Annotated in this window: 18 protein-coding genes; 7 read left to right on the top strand and 11 right to left on the bottom strand. The window is 61.4% G+C overall.

Going from position 1 to position 19,854, the window contains the following annotated elements; translation table 11 throughout:
- The first annotated feature begins 41 nt into the window (after positions 1-41).
- Positions 42-1,424, top strand: a complete 1,383-nt coding sequence (locus Q0837_RS13035) for an O-antigen ligase (protein WP_298470060.1) — start codon at positions 42-44, stop codon at positions 1,422-1,424.
- Here Q0837_RS13035 and Q0837_RS13030 read toward each other — a convergent pair.
- Genes Q0837_RS13030 through Q0837_RS13015 form a run of 4 tightly spaced genes read right to left on the bottom strand, consistent with a single transcriptional unit; the run spans position 1,421 to position 6,259 of the window.
- Positions 1,421-2,419, bottom strand: a complete 999-nt coding sequence (locus Q0837_RS13030) for a glycosyltransferase family 2 protein (protein WP_298470058.1) — start codon at positions 2,417-2,419, stop codon at positions 1,421-1,423. The genes Q0837_RS13035 and Q0837_RS13030 overlap by 4 nt on opposite strands.
- Before the next feature lie 5 nt (positions 2,420-2,424).
- Positions 2,425-3,300, bottom strand: a complete 876-nt coding sequence (locus Q0837_RS13025) for a glycosyltransferase (RefSeq protein ID WP_298470056.1) — start codon at positions 3,298-3,300, stop codon at positions 2,425-2,427.
- An 18-nt stretch (positions 3,301-3,318) separates the two neighbouring features.
- Positions 3,319-5,529, bottom strand: a complete 2,211-nt coding sequence (locus tag Q0837_RS13020) for a polysaccharide biosynthesis tyrosine autokinase (RefSeq protein ID WP_298470055.1) — start codon at positions 5,527-5,529, stop codon at positions 3,319-3,321.
- Positions 5,530-5,536: 7 nt separating this feature from the next.
- Positions 5,537-6,259, bottom strand: a complete 723-nt coding sequence (locus tag Q0837_RS13015; protein ID WP_298470053.1) for a polysaccharide biosynthesis/export family protein — start codon at positions 6,257-6,259, stop codon at positions 5,537-5,539.
- A gap of 242 nt (positions 6,260-6,501) precedes the next feature.
- Between Q0837_RS13015 and Q0837_RS13010 the strand changes: the two genes are divergently transcribed.
- Complete coding sequence (locus Q0837_RS13010) at positions 6,502-7,056, top strand: hypothetical protein (RefSeq protein ID WP_298470051.1); 555 nt, start codon at positions 6,502-6,504, stop codon at positions 7,054-7,056.
- Here the strand turns inward: Q0837_RS13010 and wecB are convergent.
- The 6 genes from wecB to Q0837_RS12980 all read right to left on the bottom strand — a co-directional run bounded on the left by wecB (position 7,031) and on the right by Q0837_RS12980 (position 12,923).
- Positions 7,031-8,143, bottom strand: coding sequence for a non-hydrolyzing UDP-N-acetylglucosamine 2-epimerase (wecB, locus tag Q0837_RS13005; RefSeq protein ID WP_298471748.1), 1,113 nt, complete (start codon positions 8,141-8,143; stop codon positions 7,031-7,033). The two genes, Q0837_RS13010 and wecB, sit on opposite strands and share 26 nt — an antisense overlap.
- A 26-nt stretch (positions 8,144-8,169) precedes the next feature.
- Entirely contained in the window at positions 8,170-9,471 is a 1,302-nt protein-coding gene (wecC, locus tag Q0837_RS13000; protein ID WP_298470049.1) for a UDP-N-acetyl-D-mannosamine dehydrogenase, read from the bottom strand.
- Positions 9,472-9,591: 120 nt separating this feature from the next.
- Entirely contained in the window at positions 9,592-10,893 is a 1,302-nt protein-coding gene (locus Q0837_RS12995; RefSeq protein WP_298470047.1) for a Gfo/Idh/MocA family oxidoreductase, read from the bottom strand.
- On the bottom strand, positions 10,890-11,945 hold the full coding sequence (locus Q0837_RS12990) for a Gfo/Idh/MocA family oxidoreductase (RefSeq protein ID WP_298470045.1): 1,056 nt from the start codon (positions 11,943-11,945) through the stop codon (positions 10,890-10,892). The genes Q0837_RS12995 and Q0837_RS12990 overlap by 4 nt, the downstream gene beginning before the upstream one ends.
- Positions 11,946-11,985: 40 nt before the next feature.
- Positions 11,986-12,468, bottom strand: a complete 483-nt coding sequence (locus Q0837_RS12985; RefSeq protein ID WP_298470043.1) for a glycosyltransferase — start codon at positions 12,466-12,468, stop codon at positions 11,986-11,988.
- On the bottom strand, positions 12,465-12,923 hold the full coding sequence (locus Q0837_RS12980; protein ID WP_298470041.1) for a glucuronosyltransferase: 459 nt from the start codon (positions 12,921-12,923) through the stop codon (positions 12,465-12,467). The genes Q0837_RS12985 and Q0837_RS12980 overlap by 4 nt, the downstream gene beginning before the upstream one ends.
- Positions 12,924-13,118: 195 nt before the next feature.
- On the opposite strand from Q0837_RS12980, the gene Q0837_RS12975 reads away from it, so the two are divergent.
- From Q0837_RS12975 to Q0837_RS12955, 5 genes are read left to right on the top strand one after another with little or no spacing between them, the layout of a single operon-like run.
- Positions 13,119-14,198: a CaiB/BaiF CoA-transferase family protein gene (locus Q0837_RS12975; RefSeq protein ID WP_298470039.1), complete on the top strand. Its 1,080-nt coding sequence runs from the start codon at positions 13,119-13,121 to the stop codon at positions 14,196-14,198.
- Between the two features lie 3 nt (positions 14,199-14,201).
- Positions 14,202-14,651: a MaoC family dehydratase gene (locus Q0837_RS12970; protein WP_298470037.1), complete on the top strand. Its 450-nt coding sequence runs from the start codon at positions 14,202-14,204 to the stop codon at positions 14,649-14,651.
- Positions 14,652-14,706: 55 nt separating this feature from the next.
- Positions 14,707-16,623, top strand: coding sequence for a DUF3604 domain-containing protein (locus tag Q0837_RS12965; protein ID WP_298470035.1), 1,917 nt, complete (start codon positions 14,707-14,709; stop codon positions 16,621-16,623).
- A gap of 9 nt (positions 16,624-16,632) precedes the next feature.
- Positions 16,633-17,442, top strand: coding sequence for a peptidylprolyl isomerase (locus Q0837_RS12960; RefSeq protein WP_298470033.1), 810 nt, complete (start codon positions 16,633-16,635; stop codon positions 17,440-17,442).
- A gap of 11 nt (positions 17,443-17,453) precedes the next feature.
- Positions 17,454-18,431, top strand: coding sequence for a HupE/UreJ family protein (locus Q0837_RS12955; RefSeq protein ID WP_298470031.1), 978 nt, complete (start codon positions 17,454-17,456; stop codon positions 18,429-18,431).
- On the opposite strand, the gene Q0837_RS12950 is transcribed toward Q0837_RS12955, so the two are convergent.
- Positions 18,428-19,852: an efflux transporter outer membrane subunit gene (locus tag Q0837_RS12950; protein ID WP_298470029.1), complete on the bottom strand. Its 1,425-nt coding sequence runs from the start codon at positions 19,850-19,852 to the stop codon at positions 18,428-18,430. The genes Q0837_RS12955 and Q0837_RS12950 overlap by 4 nt on opposite strands.
- Between the last annotated feature and the right edge of the window lie 2 nt (positions 19,853-19,854).

The following is a 19,854-nucleotide window of genomic DNA, read 5'->3' as shown; positions in this document are numbered from 1 at the left end:
CATGCTTGATCGGCGGCTGAAACCGTCTACCGTTCAGCGCTGTGGCTACTGCACACCGCCCTTACTACGCGCCTCCTCCGATAAGCAGGCATTCGCACGCTTCCTCTAGCGATCTGCCGGTCTATTTCGCCGTGTTGCTGGGGTACATCCTGCTGCTCCCGCCGCAGCTCAATACGACAATCCTGGGTTCGGTCCTGCCGCCGTACCGGTTCTTCCTGATCCCGGCGACGCTTTACGTCTTTGGCAGTATTTTCGGCGGACGGTTGCGACTGACCTGGCCAGATTTCTTCGTAGCAGGAGCCGCAGCGTGGACGTCATTTGCGCTGTTCATGACCAGCAAACAGATTGACGCCTTCACGTCCAGCTTTGCCCAAGTGAGCGACACCGCGCTCGCCTATTTCTTTGCGCGTGCGGTGTTTCGATCGCTCCGCGATGTGCGACTATTCCTGCTTCTGATGTTGCCGGGCCTCGCCATCATGGCAGGGATACTCGTCTTCGAATCGCTTACCCACAATCACATCCTTCAACCGTTCGTGAGCCAGTTCACCGGGCAATCGGTGAACATGCGGATCGACGAACGGCTCGGCTTCATGCGGGCTAGAGGCCCGTTCCCGCACCCAATCCTGGCCGGGATATTCTTTGCCAGTTTTCTGCCGCTCTATTGGCTCTCCGGTATTCGAGGATGGCCATTCTTTATTGGTATCCTCGCATCGGTCGCGAGTTTCTTCACCGTTAGCTCTGCTGCTCTGTTGGCGCTGGCTGCCGGAACCGGGCTGGTCGTCTACAATTTCGTCAGCGAACGGATCGCCAATCTGTCATGGAAGTTTTTCTTCCTGATCGGCGTTTTGGTGACATTCGTGCTGGAGTTCGGGACAAAAGCTGGCGCATTCAGCATGCTGATGCGGTTCGCGTCGCTGAACTCCTACAGCGCCTATAACCGCGTACTCATCTGGCGTTACGGCACGGAGAATGTGGAGAAGAATCCCTGGTTCGGGATCGGCTATGCTGAGTGGGAACGTCCCGATTGGATGAAGGGTTCGATCGATCACTATTGGCTGTTGCAGGCGATTCAGTTCGGGCTCATTCCGCCTTTGTTGATTGCCATGGCCTGCGCGGTCGGGATCTATGTCCTTGCGCAGCGCAGCTCGCATTCGAACCCGATCGATGCGCGGTTCGAACGCGGCGTTGCGATTGCCATGGCGGTGTTTGCCTTTGGGGTGGTTTCTGTAGCGATCTGGCTATCCGCGCAAGCTTGGTTCTTCATGCTGCTCGGGATCACTGTTAGCCTTGGCTATGCGGAGCGGCATCGCATCGCACCGCGCGGCCCGATGCCGGTTGACGCAATGCGACTGGCGGAACATCAAAGCCTGCCTAGTCCGAGACCTTTGCCAGCAGAAGTCGGCGACAATTCGGAAATTCGCTAACCGCGATTGCCTTTGAGCCTCGCGAGCAAACCTCGCTCCCGGTCGTAGCCGTGCAGCCAGAGATGCGGACGAAGCGCAACATCCCGGTAGCCATCTGCCATTGCTGACAGGCGCGGTCGCCACTTACCCAGCAACCGTCCCGCAGCGACCCTTTCGAATGCAGCCAGCCAGACCAGGAACCGCGCCAGAAAACTCTTTGGCACGGACCAGTGGCTCCGGACGAACTCCGCCGTGCCGGCCGCGCGGTAGAGCATCCTAAGTGGTGACAGGCCCTGACCATGAGCGACTGCATGATGGCCGCGCGCCTCTGCGATCCGCCAGAAGCGATGACCGAGCTTTTGCAGCCGGTAGTACAGATCGACTTCCTCGCAATAGAGGAAGTAGCGCTCGTCAAACCCGCTGACCTGTTCCCAAGCGCTGCGGTCAAACATCACGAACCCGCCTACGAGAACTTCGACTTCGGCATCGCGATCGATGCCGCGCATTTCGCTGTTCCCGATGATCGAACGACCCATCGCGGTGCTCACGAATTCGATCAGCGAGGGCATCGCAATCGCATTGCCGCTATCGGGGCTGCCGCCTGCATCGACCGTCACGCCGCCCCAAGCAGCCGCCTCAGGATGTGCCGCCGCCCCTTCGAGGAGAGCGTCAATCGCGTCCGGCTCCAATTCCATGTCGGGGTTGAGCAGCAGAAACCTGTCAGAACGCGCGTGTGAGGCAAGCCAGTTATTCCCCGCTGCAAACCCGACATTGCCTTTGCTTTCGACGATACGAACGTCCGGGTATTGGCTGCGGACCAGAGTTTCGGTCGTGCTGTCGCCATTGTCGACGAGCAGAACTTCATGGCTGTGCCGCCTGCAGGCAGGGCCGATGGAGTCGAGGCAGGCGGCGATCAGGTCGGTCGAGTTAAAAGCGACGATCAGGATCGAAACCGCAATCTCGGTATCGACTTCCCGGTCTACCTCGAATTTTCCCGATGGGGCGTTGGCGTCCATCGCGGTCAGACGTCGCGCGCGGTCAGGTCGCGCTCCCATTCGATTGTGTCGCTGCGGCGCTTGGTCCAGTACCCTCGAACGCGCGCGACCGCCTTGATGCCGAGATACACCGCCACATCGAATATCGTTGCGCCATCCTTCAACGCCGTGCGGATGTCGCCTGCCTGGTTTGAGCCGCCAAAATGCGGGCTTGGATGGAGTCGCAGAACCTCCTCGACGCCAAGCCTGCGGCGTGTTTCGACCCGGATTTGGTCGATGGCGCGGCGCGGCGGAGAGACCGTGAAGCTTACCGGATTGCCATTGGCATCCTCGGCAATGTTGCGGCGCTCGCCTTCGCGGAAACGCGAGTGGACCCAGATGTCGTCACCGGTGATCAGGGGGAAGTCGCCAATCGCTTCGTGGCCCGCCTGCGAGATGCCGAAGCAGCCCGATCCCACCATGTCGCGCTTCACATAGGGCTGGGTCAGCCACACACGGTAGTAAGCGCGGATCAGAGCGTTGGCCCGCGACAGGTCCATTTCGAGACGCGGAGATGCAGCCATCACGCCCGGCTGGCGGAGCGTCTCTGCCAACGCTTCGAGAGACGCATAATTGCAACGCACATCGGCGTCGAGATAGATGCGCGGGAAGTGTTTCGCTTCCGCATTCGCGGCATTCATCGCCTTGGTTTTCGAACCCTGTGGCAAATCGAGCACCAGAGCATCTGGCGCTGTCTCGCGCGCGATCTCGACCGTGCGATCGATGCACCCATTGGCCGCCACGATGATCTGCGCGCGGTCCTGATCGGGCGCGTCCGCCAACACCGTTTCAAGGCAGCGAGCGATGACCGACTCTTCATTGTGAGCTGGGATGATAATCGTGAAGGGGGCAGGTTGGGTCACGCGACCACTCCGGTCTGGTTACTTGTCCTGCCCGTACTGATAATAACCGTACTGGTAGTCGTAGCTCTGGCCTGCTTCCAGCGCGCGATACTTCGTCAGGATCACACCCAGGATATGGCCGCCTGCACCGCGTACGCGCTTGATCGCGGCCTTCGCCTGACCAAAATGCACCTTGTTGGCTTCCAGTACGAAGATCGTGCCATCGACCATCCGCGACAGCAGGGGCGCGTCGGCAAGGCCCATGACCGGGCAGGTATCGAAGATGATCAGACCGTATTCGTGACGGTTCTTCTCGATGAACTCGCGCATCTGCGGCGATGCGAGCAGCTCGGTCGGGTTCGGGCTGATCGATCCCACGGGAAGGATTTCGAGGTTTTCGTGCAGGCCTTTGACGACTGCGGATTGCAGATCGGTGTGGCCCAGGACGACTTCGACCAGACCAGCTTGAGGATCCTCGATATCGAGAAGACGCGCAACCGAAGGACGGCGAAGATCGGCGTCGATCAACAGGGTTTTGCGGCCAAGGCTCGCGAACAGTTCTGCGAGGATCACAGCCGTGGTCGACTTGCCTTCTGACGCCTGACTGCTCGTCAACTGGATCACGTTCTGGTTGCGCGGCAGGGCAAAATCGATCGCAGATCGGATCGACGCGTACGCCTCCATCAGGGCGCTGAAGCGGTTGGTCTCTTCCTTCTCGAGATCACGCGATTCCACGAATGGTGTGTGGCCAAGCATCGGCAGGCCGATCTTGTCTTCTACCTCTTCGAGCGAGCGGATCCGGTCGTCAAATGTCTCGCGCAGAACGGCGAGGCCGCCAGCCATGGCGACGCCAAAGACGAGGGCAAGCATCAGGTTGCGGGTCAGGCTCGGTGAGTACGCTCCGCCCGGCACAGTTGCCGGATCGAGCTTGCTGAGCGTGCCAGCATCGACATTCGCTGCGGTGCTGATCGTGTTGTAGCGATCCAGCAGTGCCTTCAGTTGGTCACGCAGCGCCTGCGCTTCGCGTTCGAGGACGCTGTACTGAACCTGTTTGTCCTGCTCGACCAAGGTCTCGCCGGTGAGCGCATTGAGCTCACGTTCGAGCGCCTGCTCCTGATTGCGCGCGACGGTGTACTCGTTGCGCACCGTCGCCTTGATGTCGGCGCTGCTGCTTTCGATCTGGCGATCAAGTGTCGCGATCTTCGCGTTGATGTTGACGATCTGCGGGAACTGATCGTTGTAGCGCTGCCGCAACTCGATCAGCTCGTTCTGGAGCGACGTCCGCTCTGAGACGAGCCCTTGCAGCACGGGATTGCTTTGCACTTCTGGCAGCTGACCAGCGGGGAGGTTCTGGATTGCACGCCAGCGCTGCTCGGCATCGATACGCTTGGCTTTCGCTTCGGAAACGCGCTGGTTGATGCTGGAGAGATTGGCGGTTGTGAGGGTGACGATCCCGCCGCCATCGTCGGCACCAGCGCTCGGCTGAACTATGATCCCGCTATTGCGCGCATAGGCGTTGGATGCTTGCTCGGCATCTTGCAGCTTGGTGCGGATCGACTGAATCTGTTCCTGCAGATACTCCTGTGCGTATTCGCTTTCGGCGATGCCTTCGCGGGTGTCCGATGCGACAAAGGCGTCAGCGTAGGCGTTGGCCATTTCAGCAGCGAGCACCGGATTGTCCGAGCGATAGGTGATCGTCAAAATCCAGCTGTCGCCCGGCAAGTCAGCTTCGACCGACCCCATCAGGATCGACGCTGCCATCGCTTCTTTGCTCTTGCGCCACGCTTCATCGTTCATGTTGGGCGGGCGGCTTTCGTCGACATCCTCGCCGAGGAGATCGTAACGCTCACCGAGGTTGAGGTCCGCTGCAACCGTGCTCGCGAGATTTCGGCTCTGGATAATGGCCAGCTGGGTGCCGAGAAAATCGAAGATCTGGTTACTCGCCAGACCTTGGTCGATGTCCTGACCTTCAACGATGTATGACCCGTAAGGCTCAACCTTCACTGTCGCCTGCGCCTGATACATCGGCGTGGCCATCAGCGTATAAACAAACCCGCCAATCAGCGCGAGCGTGATCACCGCCGCAAACAGCCAGCGCTGACGGAACAAGATCCCGCGGATCGCGGAGACATCGATCAATTTTGGACGCGGCTGCTGATAATGCGCGAGCTGGTTCTCAGGCAGGTACGGGTCCAACCACGTTCCACGACCCTCCGGTTCGGGGGTCTGGATGATCGAGCGGTCGTTCATAGGTTTATCAGTTGTTGTTCACGGCCACTGTCGCGAAGACACCGAGAGCCGGAATTGCTTTCAGAGCGTCTTGCCAGAAAACCGAAAGGCCATCGGTGCCGACGACAACACGGTCGTTGGGTTCGAGCACAGGGTCGAGCATTGTGCCCTGACTGACAGCACCATAGTCGAACTTGGCGACGTAGATTTGGTCGCCGCGCGTGCGGAATACCGCGACCTGGCTACGCTTGGCGACGCGCTCTGTACCTTCGGCCATTGCGATCGCTGATGAGAGACGCGCACCGGGTTCGAACGGATAGACGCCCGGTGTGGTCACAGCGCCTTCAACCGTCACGAGGTGCGAGGCATATTCAGCGACGTTGACAGCAACCATCGGCGACTTCAGCCCGGCTGCGGCGAGCCGGCGGGCCACGTCGGTTTCAAATTGTTGTGCGGTCATCCCTGCAGCGGGGATCGATCCCAGCAACGGAAGCGAGACATTGCCTTCGACGCCGACCTGGACGAGCTCCATCGAGAAGTCGGGCTCACGGAAGACATTGACCGAAATCTTGTCAGTTGGGCGCAGCAAGTAAGTCTTGGGCCGTGCGACGGAGAAACCGTCTTGTCCCAGAGCGCTTACCGGCTGCGATGCAGCCACGCCAACGACCGGTTCAGGCGTCGAAGAACACCCGGCCAGCGAAAGCCCTGCCAATCCAGAAGCAAACAGGAAATTTAGAGCCCTAGGACGCATTACGTAATCCCTCCAACCAATACGGGAAAAGCCTTAGACGCGCCTCTGCCGCAGTGCAACAGAGACACTCACAAAACTGGGCACGGGCGACCGCTGACTGCGCTGGGACGATATGTCGCAAAAAACGTGGGGCTTCAGCGGCGTGCGGCGATTGCGGCGAGTGGTGCCGATGCTATGTCTTGTGCCAAGCCCTTCGAGCCATACTCGCGAAAGCCGACTGCATGCCTTCACCCGGACCGTCTATGCTGAGCCTTGTAGCGGCTGCGCTCTATGGGGGAGTGGTTTTGTCATGTCTTGCTTCACTCGCGACCGCGCTGCTCAAGCGCCAAATCCCAGCCCATTGGCGGAGTTGGGGACTGCTGGCGCTGCTGTTCTCGGTATTGGCTGTGCTGCGGGTGCTCAATCTGGAGGAGATATGGCGGGATGAACTGCGCGAGATGCTGCTCGCGACCGACAGCTACGATGACCGGCGGGGCTTTCAGGGCATAATCGTCTTGGTGATTGCCGGGCTTGTCGGAGCGGCGGGATTTTTCTGGATATTCAGGAAAGCGCGCGGCGCACGTGGACGGCGCAATTTCACGGTGATCGCCGCGCAGGCGGCGGGGATGGCAATGGCCGCCCTGATCGCCGTTCGGATTGTTTCGTTCAGCGCGCTCGACAAGCTGCTGTTCGGCCCGCTGAAGCTCAATTGGATCATCGATATTGGTGCGTCGGTATTGGTCGCTGGATGCGCGGTCTACTACGTTTGGGTCGTGGTCCAAGGCGCGGCAATCAGGCCGCGTGACACTCGGCGATGATGTCAGCAATTTGCTGGCTGGCGGTGCCATCACCGTAGGGATTGTGGGCCTTTGCCATGCTTTCGTAAGCGGCTGGATTGTCGAGCAGGCGGCTGACCTCCGACACGATTTGCGCGGTATTCGCCCCGGTTAGCAGGGCGGTCCCCGCTGTGATGCCTTCAGGGCGCTCGGTCGTGTCGCGCATTACGAGCACTGGCTTGCCGAGGCTCGGAGCCTCCTCCTGAATACCGCCGGAATCCGTGAGCACGATCTCCGCCGCTTCCATCATCGCGACGAAGTTGAGGTAGTCGAGCGGCTCGATCAGCGCGACATTCGCGATGTCCGACAGAGCGGGCTGCATGACTTCGGCGACGTTCGGATTGGGATGCATCGGATAGATGAGCGCTGTGTCTTCGCGGCTGGCAAGCTGCCGCAGGGCTGAGGCAATCTGCTTCATCCCTTCGCCAAAGTTCTCGCGCCGGTGGGCGGTGACAGCGATAATCCGCTTGCCTTCGAACCGCTGTTTGAGCGGTGTGATCGCCGGGGCAAGCGAAGGGTCGGCAGCGATCTTGGCGCGGGCTGCGAGCAGCGCGTCGATCACTGTGTTGCCAGTGATGTGGATCGCGCTTTCCGGGACATTCTCGGCGCGCAAGGCGGCGGCGGCGTTTTCGGTCGGAGCGAAGTGCAAATCGGCCACTGCGCCTGTCACCTTTCGGTTCACTTCCTCGGGCCAGGGCGCGTAAATGTCGCCGCTGCGCAATCCTGCTTCGACGTGGCCAACAGGGATCCGGCGGAAGTAGCAGGCGAGCGTCGCCATCATCGTCGTCAGCGTATCGCCGTGGACTAAGACACGGTCCGGCTTTTCGGCGTCGAGCGCTTCGCCAAAACGGGTTATGATGCGCGCAGACAAGGCATCGAGGCTCTGGCCCGGCTGCATCAGGTCGAGATCGATATCCGGCTCGATTCCCGCCATCTGCATGACCTGATCGAGCATTTCGCGGTGCTGCGCTGTGACTGCGACACGCACATCGAAGCGGTCAGCTTTGCGCAATGCCTGCACCACCGGGAACATCTTGATCGCTTCGGGCCGCGTGCCGAAGGTCACCATGATACGCGGTCGGTTCACCGCCGCATTCACCGCTTCATCATGCCGCGCGTATCATACACCAGCTTGCCCGCGAGATCGGCGGGGGTGAGGTGTTTGAAGGCGGTGTGGTCGACAAGCACAACGATCACTTCGGCGGTGCTGAGAGCTTCGTCAAGACTGGCGAGTTGCGCTCCGGTGCCGGTGAAACCGGCGGGCAGTTCTTCGGCGAAAGGCTCTACCACCATGATCCGCTGTCCGCGTGTCTTGGCGAGGTCCAGCGCGATCTCCAGCGCAGGACTTTCGCGGAAATCGTCGATATCGGGTTTGAATGCCAGACCGAGCAATGCGACCTTGCCCGGCACTGCATCGAGCAAGGCCCGAATTCGCCGTTCGGAGTACACCGCTTTGAAATCATTGACTTCACGCGCCGTGCGGATCAGCCGCGCGACCTTGGGCGCGCTGGAGACCAGGAACCACGGATCGACCGCAATGCAATGTCCGCCGACGCCGGGACCGGGTTGCAGGATGTTCACGCGCGGGTGCCGATTGGCGAGCGCGATCACGTCCCACACATCGACGCCGAGGTCGTCGGCGATCACGCTGAGTTCGTTGGCAAAGGCGATGTTCACGTCACGGAAGCTGTTCTCGGTCAGCTTGACTGTTTCGGCGACGCGAGCATTGGTGGTTAGGCAGTCGCCTTCAACGAAGCTGGAATAGAGCGCCTTGGCTCGCTCGGCGCAGTCTGGCGTGATTCCGCCGATGACGCGGTCATTCTGCACCAGTTCGCGCACGATCTTGCCGGGCAGAACCCTTTCGGGACAATAGGCTACGGCAATATCGCCCGCTTCCTGCGAGCCATACACTGGAAGCTTCAGATCTGGACGCATTTCAGCGAGGATGTGCGCCACTCGCTCGGTCGTGCCGACCGGCGAGGTGCTTTCGACAATCACACAGGCGCCCGGTAGGATTTTCGGCGCGATGGCGCGCGCTGCAGCCTCGACGTAGCTGATATCCGGAGTGTTTTCCTCAGTCAGCGGTGTTGGGACCGCGATCATGTAGAAATGCGCAGCAGGAACTTCAGTTGAGGCCGTCAGACGACCGGAATCAGACGCCTCACGCACCAATCGGTCGAGATCTCGCTCTTCGATGTGGACGCCGCCGCCATTGACAGTTTCGACCACCTTTTCAGAGACATCGACGCCGCAGACATTCCAGCCATAACTCGCCAGAACGGCTGCTGTTGGCAGGCCGATATAGCCGAGCCCGATGACCGCAACCTGATGGTCAGGCGCTGGCTGCGTCTTGGCATCCGGCCCGAAAGCCGAGGCGGTGTCGAAAGGTGCGTTCATGTGCTCAATTGTCCTCGCGGGATTTGCGCGGGACATTGGGCGCTAAGTGCTTAAGATCGCGTTAGGCTTGTTCTGGAATCGTCACTTTTTATCGGCGCAAAGTGAAGGAACGATCGTCCTCTAATGGCGGTGCAACCGTTCGATCAGCTTTTCCGCCAATCTGCTGAGTGCGCCCGGACCGGGATAGGCCCGGGATCGGTCGCTGTCGGCAGCGAAGGTTTCAAGCGGCGGCATCGCGCAACTTGTCTTCAGCTCGATTGGCCGCCCTTCGGTGCCGGCACGGTGCATCGCCATGGTCAATTCGTTGACGTGCATCACGAAGTCGGGGGGAAGGGGACTTTCGCCGCCGGTCTCAATCGCTTTCGCCAGAAGGGCAGGCCCGAGGCACTTGTCCTGTGCGCCGAGCTGGCTCTTCTTTTGCCGCTGGACCCACGCCTTGGGACTGAATCCTCGGCGCGGCGCGCCGGGATCTGCTGGGCGTTTAACAAGCGGTACGCGCTTGCCCCCGACCCCGAAGATTTTCCGCAGCATCCCGCTGGAGCGAACGGCTCTCGCTTTGCGGGCATTGAGGGAAAGCTGGGTGAACGGTTCAAAATAGACCGGATTTTGGAAATGGCGGTAAGTGTCCGTCCACAGCTCGCCCTTGTCGCCGATCACTCTGAATCGTTGATCGTAAGGCGCAGAGATCGACATTGTGACGCGCGCAGTCACACCGCTTTCAAAGTCGAGACACGCCACGGAAAAGTCAGCGGAATCGGGCGGCTGAAGTGCCACATCCCCGGCCTTGTCGGGCACCGTCGCCTTGGAGAATGCCGTAATGCGCGCGACCGGGCCGAACATGGCGACCAGCCATGTGAGATAATAGCCGGCATGCTCGACGGTGCACCCGTGCTCATATTCGTCTTTCCACGGCCAAGGCGCGCCGGTTTTCGACCTCCAACCTTCCGGTTTCATGAGGTAAATCGGATTGTCGTCGAACTCGGCATAGACAACGCGCGGCGTTCCGACGACGCCATCGCGGACGGCGCGGCGCATGGTACTGACGGTGTCGGAAAGCATGTTGCAGGGGGCAGACGACAGATAGAGACCTCGTTCAGCGGCAAGCGCGAAGAGCGCCTGAACCTCTTCGGGGTCCTCCGTCACTGGCTTCTCGGTGTAGACGTGCTTCCCCGCTTCGAGCGCCGAGCGGATGATCTCGGCATGACTGTCGATGGACGTGAAGTTCAGAACGAGTTCGACCTCGGGGTCGGCCAGAATCGCTTCGAAATTGTCATAGACGTGCACGCCATAGGCTTCGGAGACAGACTTGGTTCGATCCGGCTTCAGGTCCGTGACACCCTTCAGCTCCAGGATCGGATGTTGATCCCAGGTGCTCATGTAGTGATCGAAGACATAGCCGCAGCCGACAATTGCAGTTTTCACGAAGCGTCTCTTTCGTCGAGCAGGCGGTCCATCAATTCGGTCAGAGCCAGGCTTTCGGACAGGGGCATGCGCGGGCTTTCGAGGTCGCCCGCCACGATCCGGGCCATCACTTCTTCCGCTTGATAGCCGTAGCCATTGCTCCGGCTGGCAGCGGAAATCCTGCGGCGCCCTTTTCGGTCCATCAGCGGCATCAAGATACGCTGCGCGCTCTGTCCCAATCCGGTCTCGCGCAGGTCGGCAAGTTTGCCGGGCGATCCACCCTCACCGCGCGCTTTGTATTGCTTCAGATGGAGCGCGGATGGTCGCCAGATGCGACCTTCAAAGCGCAACGAACCCTTGTCACCGAGGATTTCCAACGAGTTGGGCGCGGTCGTCGTCAGGCTTGCGCGTATCTGGGAGATCGCGCCGCCGGGATGGCGCAGTTGAACCCCAGTTTCTTCATCGGCACCGGATTGGCCCCGGCGGATGATGGCGGAGGATTTGTCCGGAAAGCCGAGGAAATGCGCCGCCAGCGAAAGCGGGTAGATCCCGCGCTGCCGCAAGGCGCCGCCGCCGTTCGGATCGTAGAGCGACCCTCCGGGCTTGGTGGCGATACAGACCTCACCGCGCAGAAGGCGCGGGGTTCCGATTGCGCCCGAAGCGATGAGCTTGGCCGCTTCGATGACGTTGGGCTGAAAGCGCGTCCACATCGCTTCCATCGCGAAGACCTTCCGTTCCCGGGCGGCGTCGACAATGCGCTGCGCATCGGCGAAGCTGGAGGCGAAGGGTTTCTCGACGAGGACCGGGATGCCGGCTTCGAGCGCGGCGACGGCGTTGTCCGCATGAGCATGCGCCGGGGTCGCGATATATACCGCGTCCGCTCCCGTAGCAGCAGCGTCTTCAAGGCTCGAAAATCCGACCGGAGCGCCAATGCGCTGCGCAAAGGCATCGGCACGGGATTGGTCGCGGCTGAGTGTCCAGGCAAGAGAAGCCCCTTCGACCGCACCCAGGCCAAGGGCGAACTTCCTGGCAACGTCGCCGGTCCCCCAGATGCCCCATCGAAACGCTGTCATGCGACCCGCCCTTTGCCGATACTGTGACTACTGCAAGCCATTACAGATTTCCCGTCTCGATAAAGCGCGTGATCGCCGACTGGAGCTGCTCTGCAGGCGGGGAAGGTGGCTTCGTGACCTCATTGAGGGAAAGCCCCTCGCAGATGCGATCTGCAAGTTCGGTCTCGTCCATCGCGACGAGAATTCCGGGCCTTCCCTCCAGATTGCGGACGGTGGCAAGTTGGTGGTCGTTGCGGTGTTCGCCGAGTGCGGCGCGCCGGGGCATCAGCAGGACTGGTTTGCCAAAGCGAGCTGCCGTCAGGACGGTGCCGATCCCGGCATGGCTGACGATCAGGCTCGATTGCTCGACCATCTCTTCGAAATCGGCTGGCGCAATCTTGATGCGCGCCTCCATATGCCGGGGGCTGTAGCTGCCCTTGCCAGTTTGCGCGATGATCGGCTGGTCAAGATCAGGCGCGAGCTTGTCCATCGCCTCGATAAGCCGGTCGAAACCGAGTTGCATGCCGACCGTAACGAGGATCACAGCACGGCTCCGAAATAGCGCGGGCTCGGCTCGGCGGCGAGATGCTCCCACTGGGTGAGGCATTCATGCGCGAATTTCCTGGAGAGTTTGCCGCACATCGAAAGCTGCTCACCATTGGCGACACTGTCGATCCAGAGTGTTTTCGCACCGATCATGCGCCCGAACAGAATGCAGAAAAAACCGGGGGCCGCGCCAGTCGAAATCACGACATCGGGGCGGATCTTGAGGATAATCCAGGCTGCAACGAATGCGCACATGACGGATCGCAGCGGCATATTCTGGTTGCAGTCGGGAAGCGTTTCGGCGTTCTCGATCCCATGCTGTTTCGGCAGTAGCGGCTCTGTGGTCGCAAAGCGCACGTCAAACTTCTCAAGCGCAGGCCTTAGAAGCATCATTTGCTCCCAATGGCCGCCGCCCGAAGCTGCGGCAAGCACTGTCCGTTGGCTCGTGCTCACTCATCGACCTCATTGGTTCTACAGCTGGTGCGCAGGGCGCTAACATTTTGATACGCAAATTCGCGTAGCAACGCCGCCGGTGTGGTGCAACGCACAACGCATGGCCGGTTCACAGGCTGGTTCACAGGTCCGGTTCTCAAGTCTTGCCAGTCTGTCGCTTGCGCGCCACAGGATGTGGCAAGGGAGAGTTGACAGATGAACCAGGCGAGCGGGCCGCTGACCGGCCTCAAGGTGATCGAATTTGCAGGGATCGGGCCGGGGCCGCATGTTGCGATGTTGCTGGCAGATTTGGGTGCGGAAGTGGTTCGGATCGACCGTCCCGGCAGCGCGGTGAGCAACCCCGTGGTCGAGCGCGCGCGGCACCGTGTGGCGGTCGATCTCAAGAGCAACGAAGGCAAGGCCTTCTGCCGCGATGCCTGCGCCAAGGCCGATGTGCTGATCGAAGGTTTCCGCCCCGGCGTGATGGAGCGGCTTGGTCTGGGCCCGGACGAATTGCTCGGCGCAAATGAGCGCCTTGTCTACGCCCGCATGACCGGCTGGGGTCAGGATGGGCCGCTGTCACAGGCCGCCGGGCACGACATCAACTATATCGCGATCACCGGCGCGCTCTCGGCAGTTGGCCGGGCAGGAGAAACCGCCGTCCCGCCGCAGAACCTTGTCGGCGATTTCGGCGGCGGGTCGATGTATTGCGCGTTCGGCATCCTCGCCGCGCTGTATGAGCGCGAACGCTCGGGCAAGGGGCAGGTTGTCGATGCTGCAATCGTCGACGGCGCGACCAGCCTGATGAGCTTTTTCTTCGGTGCAGGCGGCAGGGCCTTCCTCACCACTGAACGCGGCAAGGGCATGCTTGGGGGAGCTGCGCATTTCTACCGCTGTTTCGAATGTGCTGACGGCAAGGAAGTGTCCGTCGGCGCGATTGAGCCGCAATTCTATGCCGAGTTGCTGGCGAAGTCTGGCGCCCCGGCAGAGCTGGCCGACGGTCAGATGAACCCCGCAAATTGGGACGAATATGCGGAGAAGCTCGCCGCCTTGTTCAAGACCAGGCCTCAGGCGGAATGGACCCGATTGCTCGAAGGATCGGACGCCTGCTTCGCGCCGGTGCTCGAATTGGACGAAGCGCGCGATCACCCTCACATGAAAGCGCGTGAGACCTTCGTTCAGCACGAAGGCGAATGGCACACCGCGCCCGCTCCGCGTTTTGATCGGACGCCGGGTGTGCTTCGTTCGAGCGATGACAACGGCGCGGCAGTGGTCGCGAGCTGGACGAAAGGCTGACCCATGGCAGGCAAGTTCTTCGATGAATGGCAGGTCGGCGAAACGATCGAGCACGAAATCCGCCGTACCGTGACCGAGACCGACAATCTGCTGTTCTCGACCATGACGCACAATCCGCAGCCGCTGCATCTCGATGTTGAGGCAGCTAAGGAAAGCGGGTTCGGGCAAATCCTTGTGAATTCGACCTTCACGTTTTCGCTGCTGGTGGGGCTGTCGGTGGGTGACACCACGCTCGGCACGCTCGTTGCCAATCTCGGCTTCAACAATGTCGTGACGCCTAACCCGGTTTTCATCGGCGACACGATGCGGGCGCGCAGCGAAGTGAAGGAACTGCGCGAAAGCAAGTCGCGCCCGGAAGCCGGCATCGTCACCTTCACGCACGAACTGATCAATCAGAAAGACGAAGTCGTCTGTCGATGCGAACGTACCGCTTTGCTCAAAAGGTCTGCTTGACGAACCTATTCCTCCCGACGCACACTTGGCGCGGAGAGAGTTGAAGGGAGGACGCATGCGGAAAGCATGGAACACGCTCGCGCTGGCGGGTGTTGCGGCATTGGGGTTGGCTGCTTGCGATGGACTGACATCTGTCGACGAGGCGCAAAGCGGCGATGGCGAGGGCACGATCGAACTCGCTGAGTTTCCTGACCGTCCCTATTGGGGTGACACCCACCTTCACACAGACAACTCAGTCGACGCGTTCGGCTTTGGCGTGCGGCTCGGCCCGGAAGAGGCGCTTCGCTTCGCCAGCGGAGAGGAAGTCACCGCGACGACCGGTGCCAAGGCGAAGCTCGCCCGGCCACTCGATTTCCTTGTGATCGCAGACCACTCCGATGGACTGGGGGCGACCCGGCGGCTCTATGACGCACCGCGTCTTGGCGTAGTGGCGATGGGCGATGATACGCTGCTGCGCTGGTACGACATGATGCACGAAAGCCCCGAGCAATCGCAGTTGGCGATTGCCGAGCTTATTACGGCGGCAGCGAACGGCACTTTGCCTGAGGCGTTGACGGATCCCGAGCAGCAGAGGGAAGCGACGACCGAAATCTGGAACGGCCATCTCGACACGCTTGATCGCTACAATCAGCCTGGCGAATTCACCGCGCTGGCTGGCTTCGAGTGGACGCGCATGCCCGACGGCAATAATCTACACCGCGTCGTGATGTTCCGTGATGGCTCCGACAGGACCAAACAGGTGCTACCATTCCCAGGCATTGGCAGTACAGCCGAGCAACTCTGGGACTACATGGCCTCATATGCCGAGAGCACGGGCGGCCAGGCGCTTGCGATCCCGCACAATTCGAACCTGTCCAACGGGCTGATGTTCGAGATGACGATGCCCGACGGCTCTCCGATGACGGCGGAGTATGCCAGCAAGCGCGCGGCCGCAGAGCCAGTCGTTGAAGTGACCCAGATCAAGGGAGACAGCGAAACGCATCCCTTCCTCTCGCCCAATGACGAAATGGCAGGATACGGTGTTCAAGGCTGGGAGCTCGGCAACCTGCCGCTCACCGCCAAGACCGAAGACGATATGCTCGCAGGCAATTACGTGCGCGAGGCGCTGAAGCGCGGGCTGTCGCTCGAAGAACAATTGGGCGTGAACCCCTATGCGTTCGGCATGATCGGGTCGACCGATAGCCACACCTCGCTGGCGACGGGCGATGAAGACAATTTCTGGGGCAAGCACAGCGGCAACGAGCAAGCGAACACCGAGCGCGCCAATCAGGCTCAGAACCTCGGCACGCGCGTTGGCCGGTTCGGCTGGCACTATCTCGCGGGCGGCTATGCAGCTGCCTGGGCGCGGGGCAATACGCGAGCGGAAATCTTCGACGCCTTCGCCCGGCGCGAAGTCTATGCCACTACCGGCCCACGCATGAGCGTGCGAGTGTTCGGCGGGTTCGACTTTACCGAGGCCGATTGGGACAATGACTGGGTCCGCAAAGGGTATTCGGACGGCGTACCGATGGGCGGCGAACTGACCGATGGCGGCATGCCCCCGCAGATGATGATCAGCGCATTGAAAGACCCCGATGGCGCCAATCTTGACCGGGTGCAGGTGGTAAAAGGTTGGCTCGACAGCTCGGGCGAGCTGCGCGAGCAGGTCTATGATGTCGTGTGGAGCGATATGGAGAGCCGTGCGCTATCGGGCGGCAACGTCCCGGCTGTCGGCGACACCGTGAACCGCGAAGAGGCAACCTACACCAACGATATCGGCGCAGCGGAACTGCGGGCGGTGTGGACCGATCCCGATTACGAGTCGGGCCAGCGCGCATTCTACTATGTCCGCGTGATCGAGATTCCGACCCCGCGCTGGACGCTGTTTGACGCAGTGCAGTTCGGGATCACGCTCAGCGATGATGCTATGGCGAACTCGGTTGCGCAGGAACGTGCCTACACATCGCCGATCTGGCTGAAGCCCAGCGCCTGAGGTTGCTGAATGACATTGCCGGGCTGGACCCGCGAGCCGCTGGTCCATTTTCTCGTTGCCGGATTTGTCCTGTTCGCGCTGCTCGGCTGGCGCGGCGAGCCGGTTGATCCTGCCAGCAGGCTGATCGAGGTCGACCGCGACACGCAGGCACAGCTTGCCTTGCGGTTCGAGCGGACGATGGGCCGTGCACCGACCGATGCCGAACTCGATGCAAAGATCGAGCGCTTCGTCCGTGATGAGGTGCTGCACCGGGAGGCGCTAAGGCTCGGGCTGGATCAGGGCGATGCTGTGGTCCGCCAGCGGATGGTGGCCAAGATGGACATGTCGGCCAGTGCTGCTGCGGAGGGCGCGGAACCAGACGAGGCGGCATTGCGGGCATTCTTTGAGGAAAATCGGGCACGGTATTCCGGTGCGGGAGAGGTCAGTTTCGACCAGCTCTACTTTGGCGACGAGAACAGCGCGCGCGCCGCTCTGGCTAACCTGAATTCGCAGTCCGATTGGCAGAGTATTGGCGAACCGATCAGCTTGCCTGCGACAATGGACGATGTGTCTTCGAGCGAAGTCGAGAAGCGTTTTGGCGAGGCGTTCGCGGGCCAGCTTTCCGAGCTTGATTCATCCGGCGAATGGTCCGCGCCGATCCAGTCTGGCTTTGGCTGGCACTTGGTTCGTCTCCGCAACCGTGCTTCCGGCGACGGGCCAGACTTCGAAGCGATCCGCGATCGCGTGGAAAACGACTGGCGCAGCGAAGAAATCGCGCAGCGCAAGGAGCGCGCCTTCCAGGTCTTGCGCGATGGCTACCGGGTCGAGATCGATCGGTGATTCGTTGGCTCGTGGCTCTCCTCCTTGCGGTGGTGGCTGCGCCTCTCGCTGCCGATGAACTCCGGCCTGCTGTCGTCGAACTAACCGAACGAGAAGCAGGCCAGTGGACGCTCGAATGGAAACTGCCTGTCGCCGCCACGCCCGGGCAATCGGCGGCGATGCTTGCGCGGCCGGTCATTCCCAATGTCTGCACGATGGAAGGTGAGCCGGTTCAGCGCGCTGCGCCGCTCGCTCTCTATGGTAGCACGCGGTTGCAATGCTCGGGGGCGCTTGCGGATCAGAGCTTTGGCCTCACAGAACTGCTCGGTAGCGCCGATGCGATTGCGCGGATGGTGCCGCTGGATGGCGAAGTGCAGAGCTTTCGGCTGACCGCTGCTGAGCCAATTGCGACCATCGCTGCTGCGCCTGATCGCTGGCAGGTTGCGCGCGATTACTTTTTGATCGGCACCGAGCATATCCTGCTCGGCTGGGACCATCTGCTGTTCGTGATCGCGCTGGTGCTGCTTGTCGGCAAGACATGGCCGGTAGTGAAGGCCGCGACGGCCTTCACCGTGGCGCACTCCATCACCTTGGTCGCTACCACGCTGGGTTATGCAGGCCTGCCAAGCCGCGCGGTCGAAGCGCTCATTGCGCTGTCGATTGTGTTCCTCGCAGTAGAGCTGGCCGGCAAGCTGCGCGAACCGGATCGCGAAACCTGGACACGCCGCGCGCCATGGCTGGTCGCCTTTGCTTTTGGCTTGCTGCACGGTTTTGGATTTGCAGGAGCGTTAGCGGAAATTGGCCTGCCTCAAGGCGAAATTGCAGCCGCACTCGTCGCCTTCAATGTCGGTGTCGAAGCCGGGCAATTGCTGGTGATCGCAGCGGTTCTGGCGCTGCTCGCTGTGATCAACCGCGCGCTCCCCGTGATCGAAGGCCCAGCCATCCGCGCCGCGACCTATGGAATTGGCATCATCGGCAGCTTCTGGATGTTCGAGCGCGTGCTGCTTTAGCTCGTTTCGCCAAAGTCCTCGCCGCCCAAGGCCTGCCATAGCAATATCCGCGCCCGCTGTGCCCGGCCCAGGACCGCCGCTGCACGCTCTCCGCTGGCATCGGCAGCGCGGCGTGCTTCCAGCACTGTCAGGAAATCGGCAAGGCCCGCGCGGTAGCGGGTGTTGGCAAGCCGGGCCGCGCGCTCCAATTCGTCGCGTTCCTGCAGCGCCAGCTTCGCTTCGGCATCGCTTGCTTCGATCAGGCCATAAGCCGTCTCGGCATCGCCTAGCGCCTGGTAAACCGTGCCGCGATATGCCGCGAAGGCTGCTTTCTTGTTCGCGGCGGCGCCATCGATCTCGGCTTCGATCCGCCCGAAATCGAGCAATGGCCCGGCAACACCTGCCGTGAGCGTGCCCACAATGGAATCCTCGTCGAACAGATCACCGGGGCTGAAGGCCAGCAGTCCCACAACCGCCGAAAGGGTTAGCTGCGGGAAGCGCGATCGCGCAGTTGCAGCAAGGTCTTCGTCGGTCGCGGCGAGTTCTGCAGTAGCGGCAACCACGTCAGGGCGGTTGGCCAGCAATTCGGATGGGAGCGATGCCGGAGGCTGAGCCGGTTCAAGAAAGGGCCTACCTTGCGCCAAGGCGGCATTGACGCTTTGACCGTCGATCCCGGCCAGCGTGACCAGTCGCCCGATGATCCGCGCGCGGTCGCTTTCCAGAGAGGCAAGGCGCGAGCGTGAAGCGCTGGCGGCGGCTTCGGCGCGCACCCGGTCGAACCCCGGAGCCAACCCGGCATCTTCGCGCGCTTTGGCGAGATCGGCGAGCTGCTGTGCAGCGAGCACATCTTCTTTCAGCGCATCTGCGCGCGCCGACAGGGTTCGCCAATCCACCACGTTGCCTGCAATTTCCGAGATGAGCGCAATCCGGACCGCGCTAGCCGAAGCAGTTGCGGCGTCGATCCGGGCAAGAGCGGCGCGTTCTTGCGCCCGCAAACGCCCGAACAGGTCGGCGTCCCAGCTGGCGACAAGGTTCGCTCCGTAGGACACCTGCTCCGCGTCGATGAAGCCGCCTTGGCCTGCGCCATCGCCGAATTGGTTGGGATTGATCCGGTTGCCAACTACTGAACCATCGGCGCTGACACTTGGGAGACGGTTTGCTCCAGCCCCGCGTGCGCGCGCACGAGCCGTCTCTATCCGAGCTGCTGCTTCGCCAAGGCTCGGCGAGTTTTCGAGTGCTTGCGCGGCGAGTTCCAGAAATGCCGGGTCTCGCGACGGCAGCAGAGCGCTGAGAGAAGCGCTGGTTTGGCCGTCGGGTGCGTAGAGATAGTTGGCCGGCAATTGGGGCGTCGGGGTCGCGATTTCCGGAGCAGGCCCGGCGACGCATGCGCCAAGCGCGGCGGTCAGTGCGAGCGCTGATAGTATTCGGGAAAACCGGAGCATCG

Source organism: uncultured Erythrobacter sp. (assembly GCF_947499705.1).
In the GTDB taxonomy this organism is placed as follows: domain Bacteria; phylum Pseudomonadota; class Alphaproteobacteria; order Sphingomonadales; family Sphingomonadaceae; genus Erythrobacter.
This window is presented reverse-complemented; position numbering and strand designations above follow the sequence as displayed.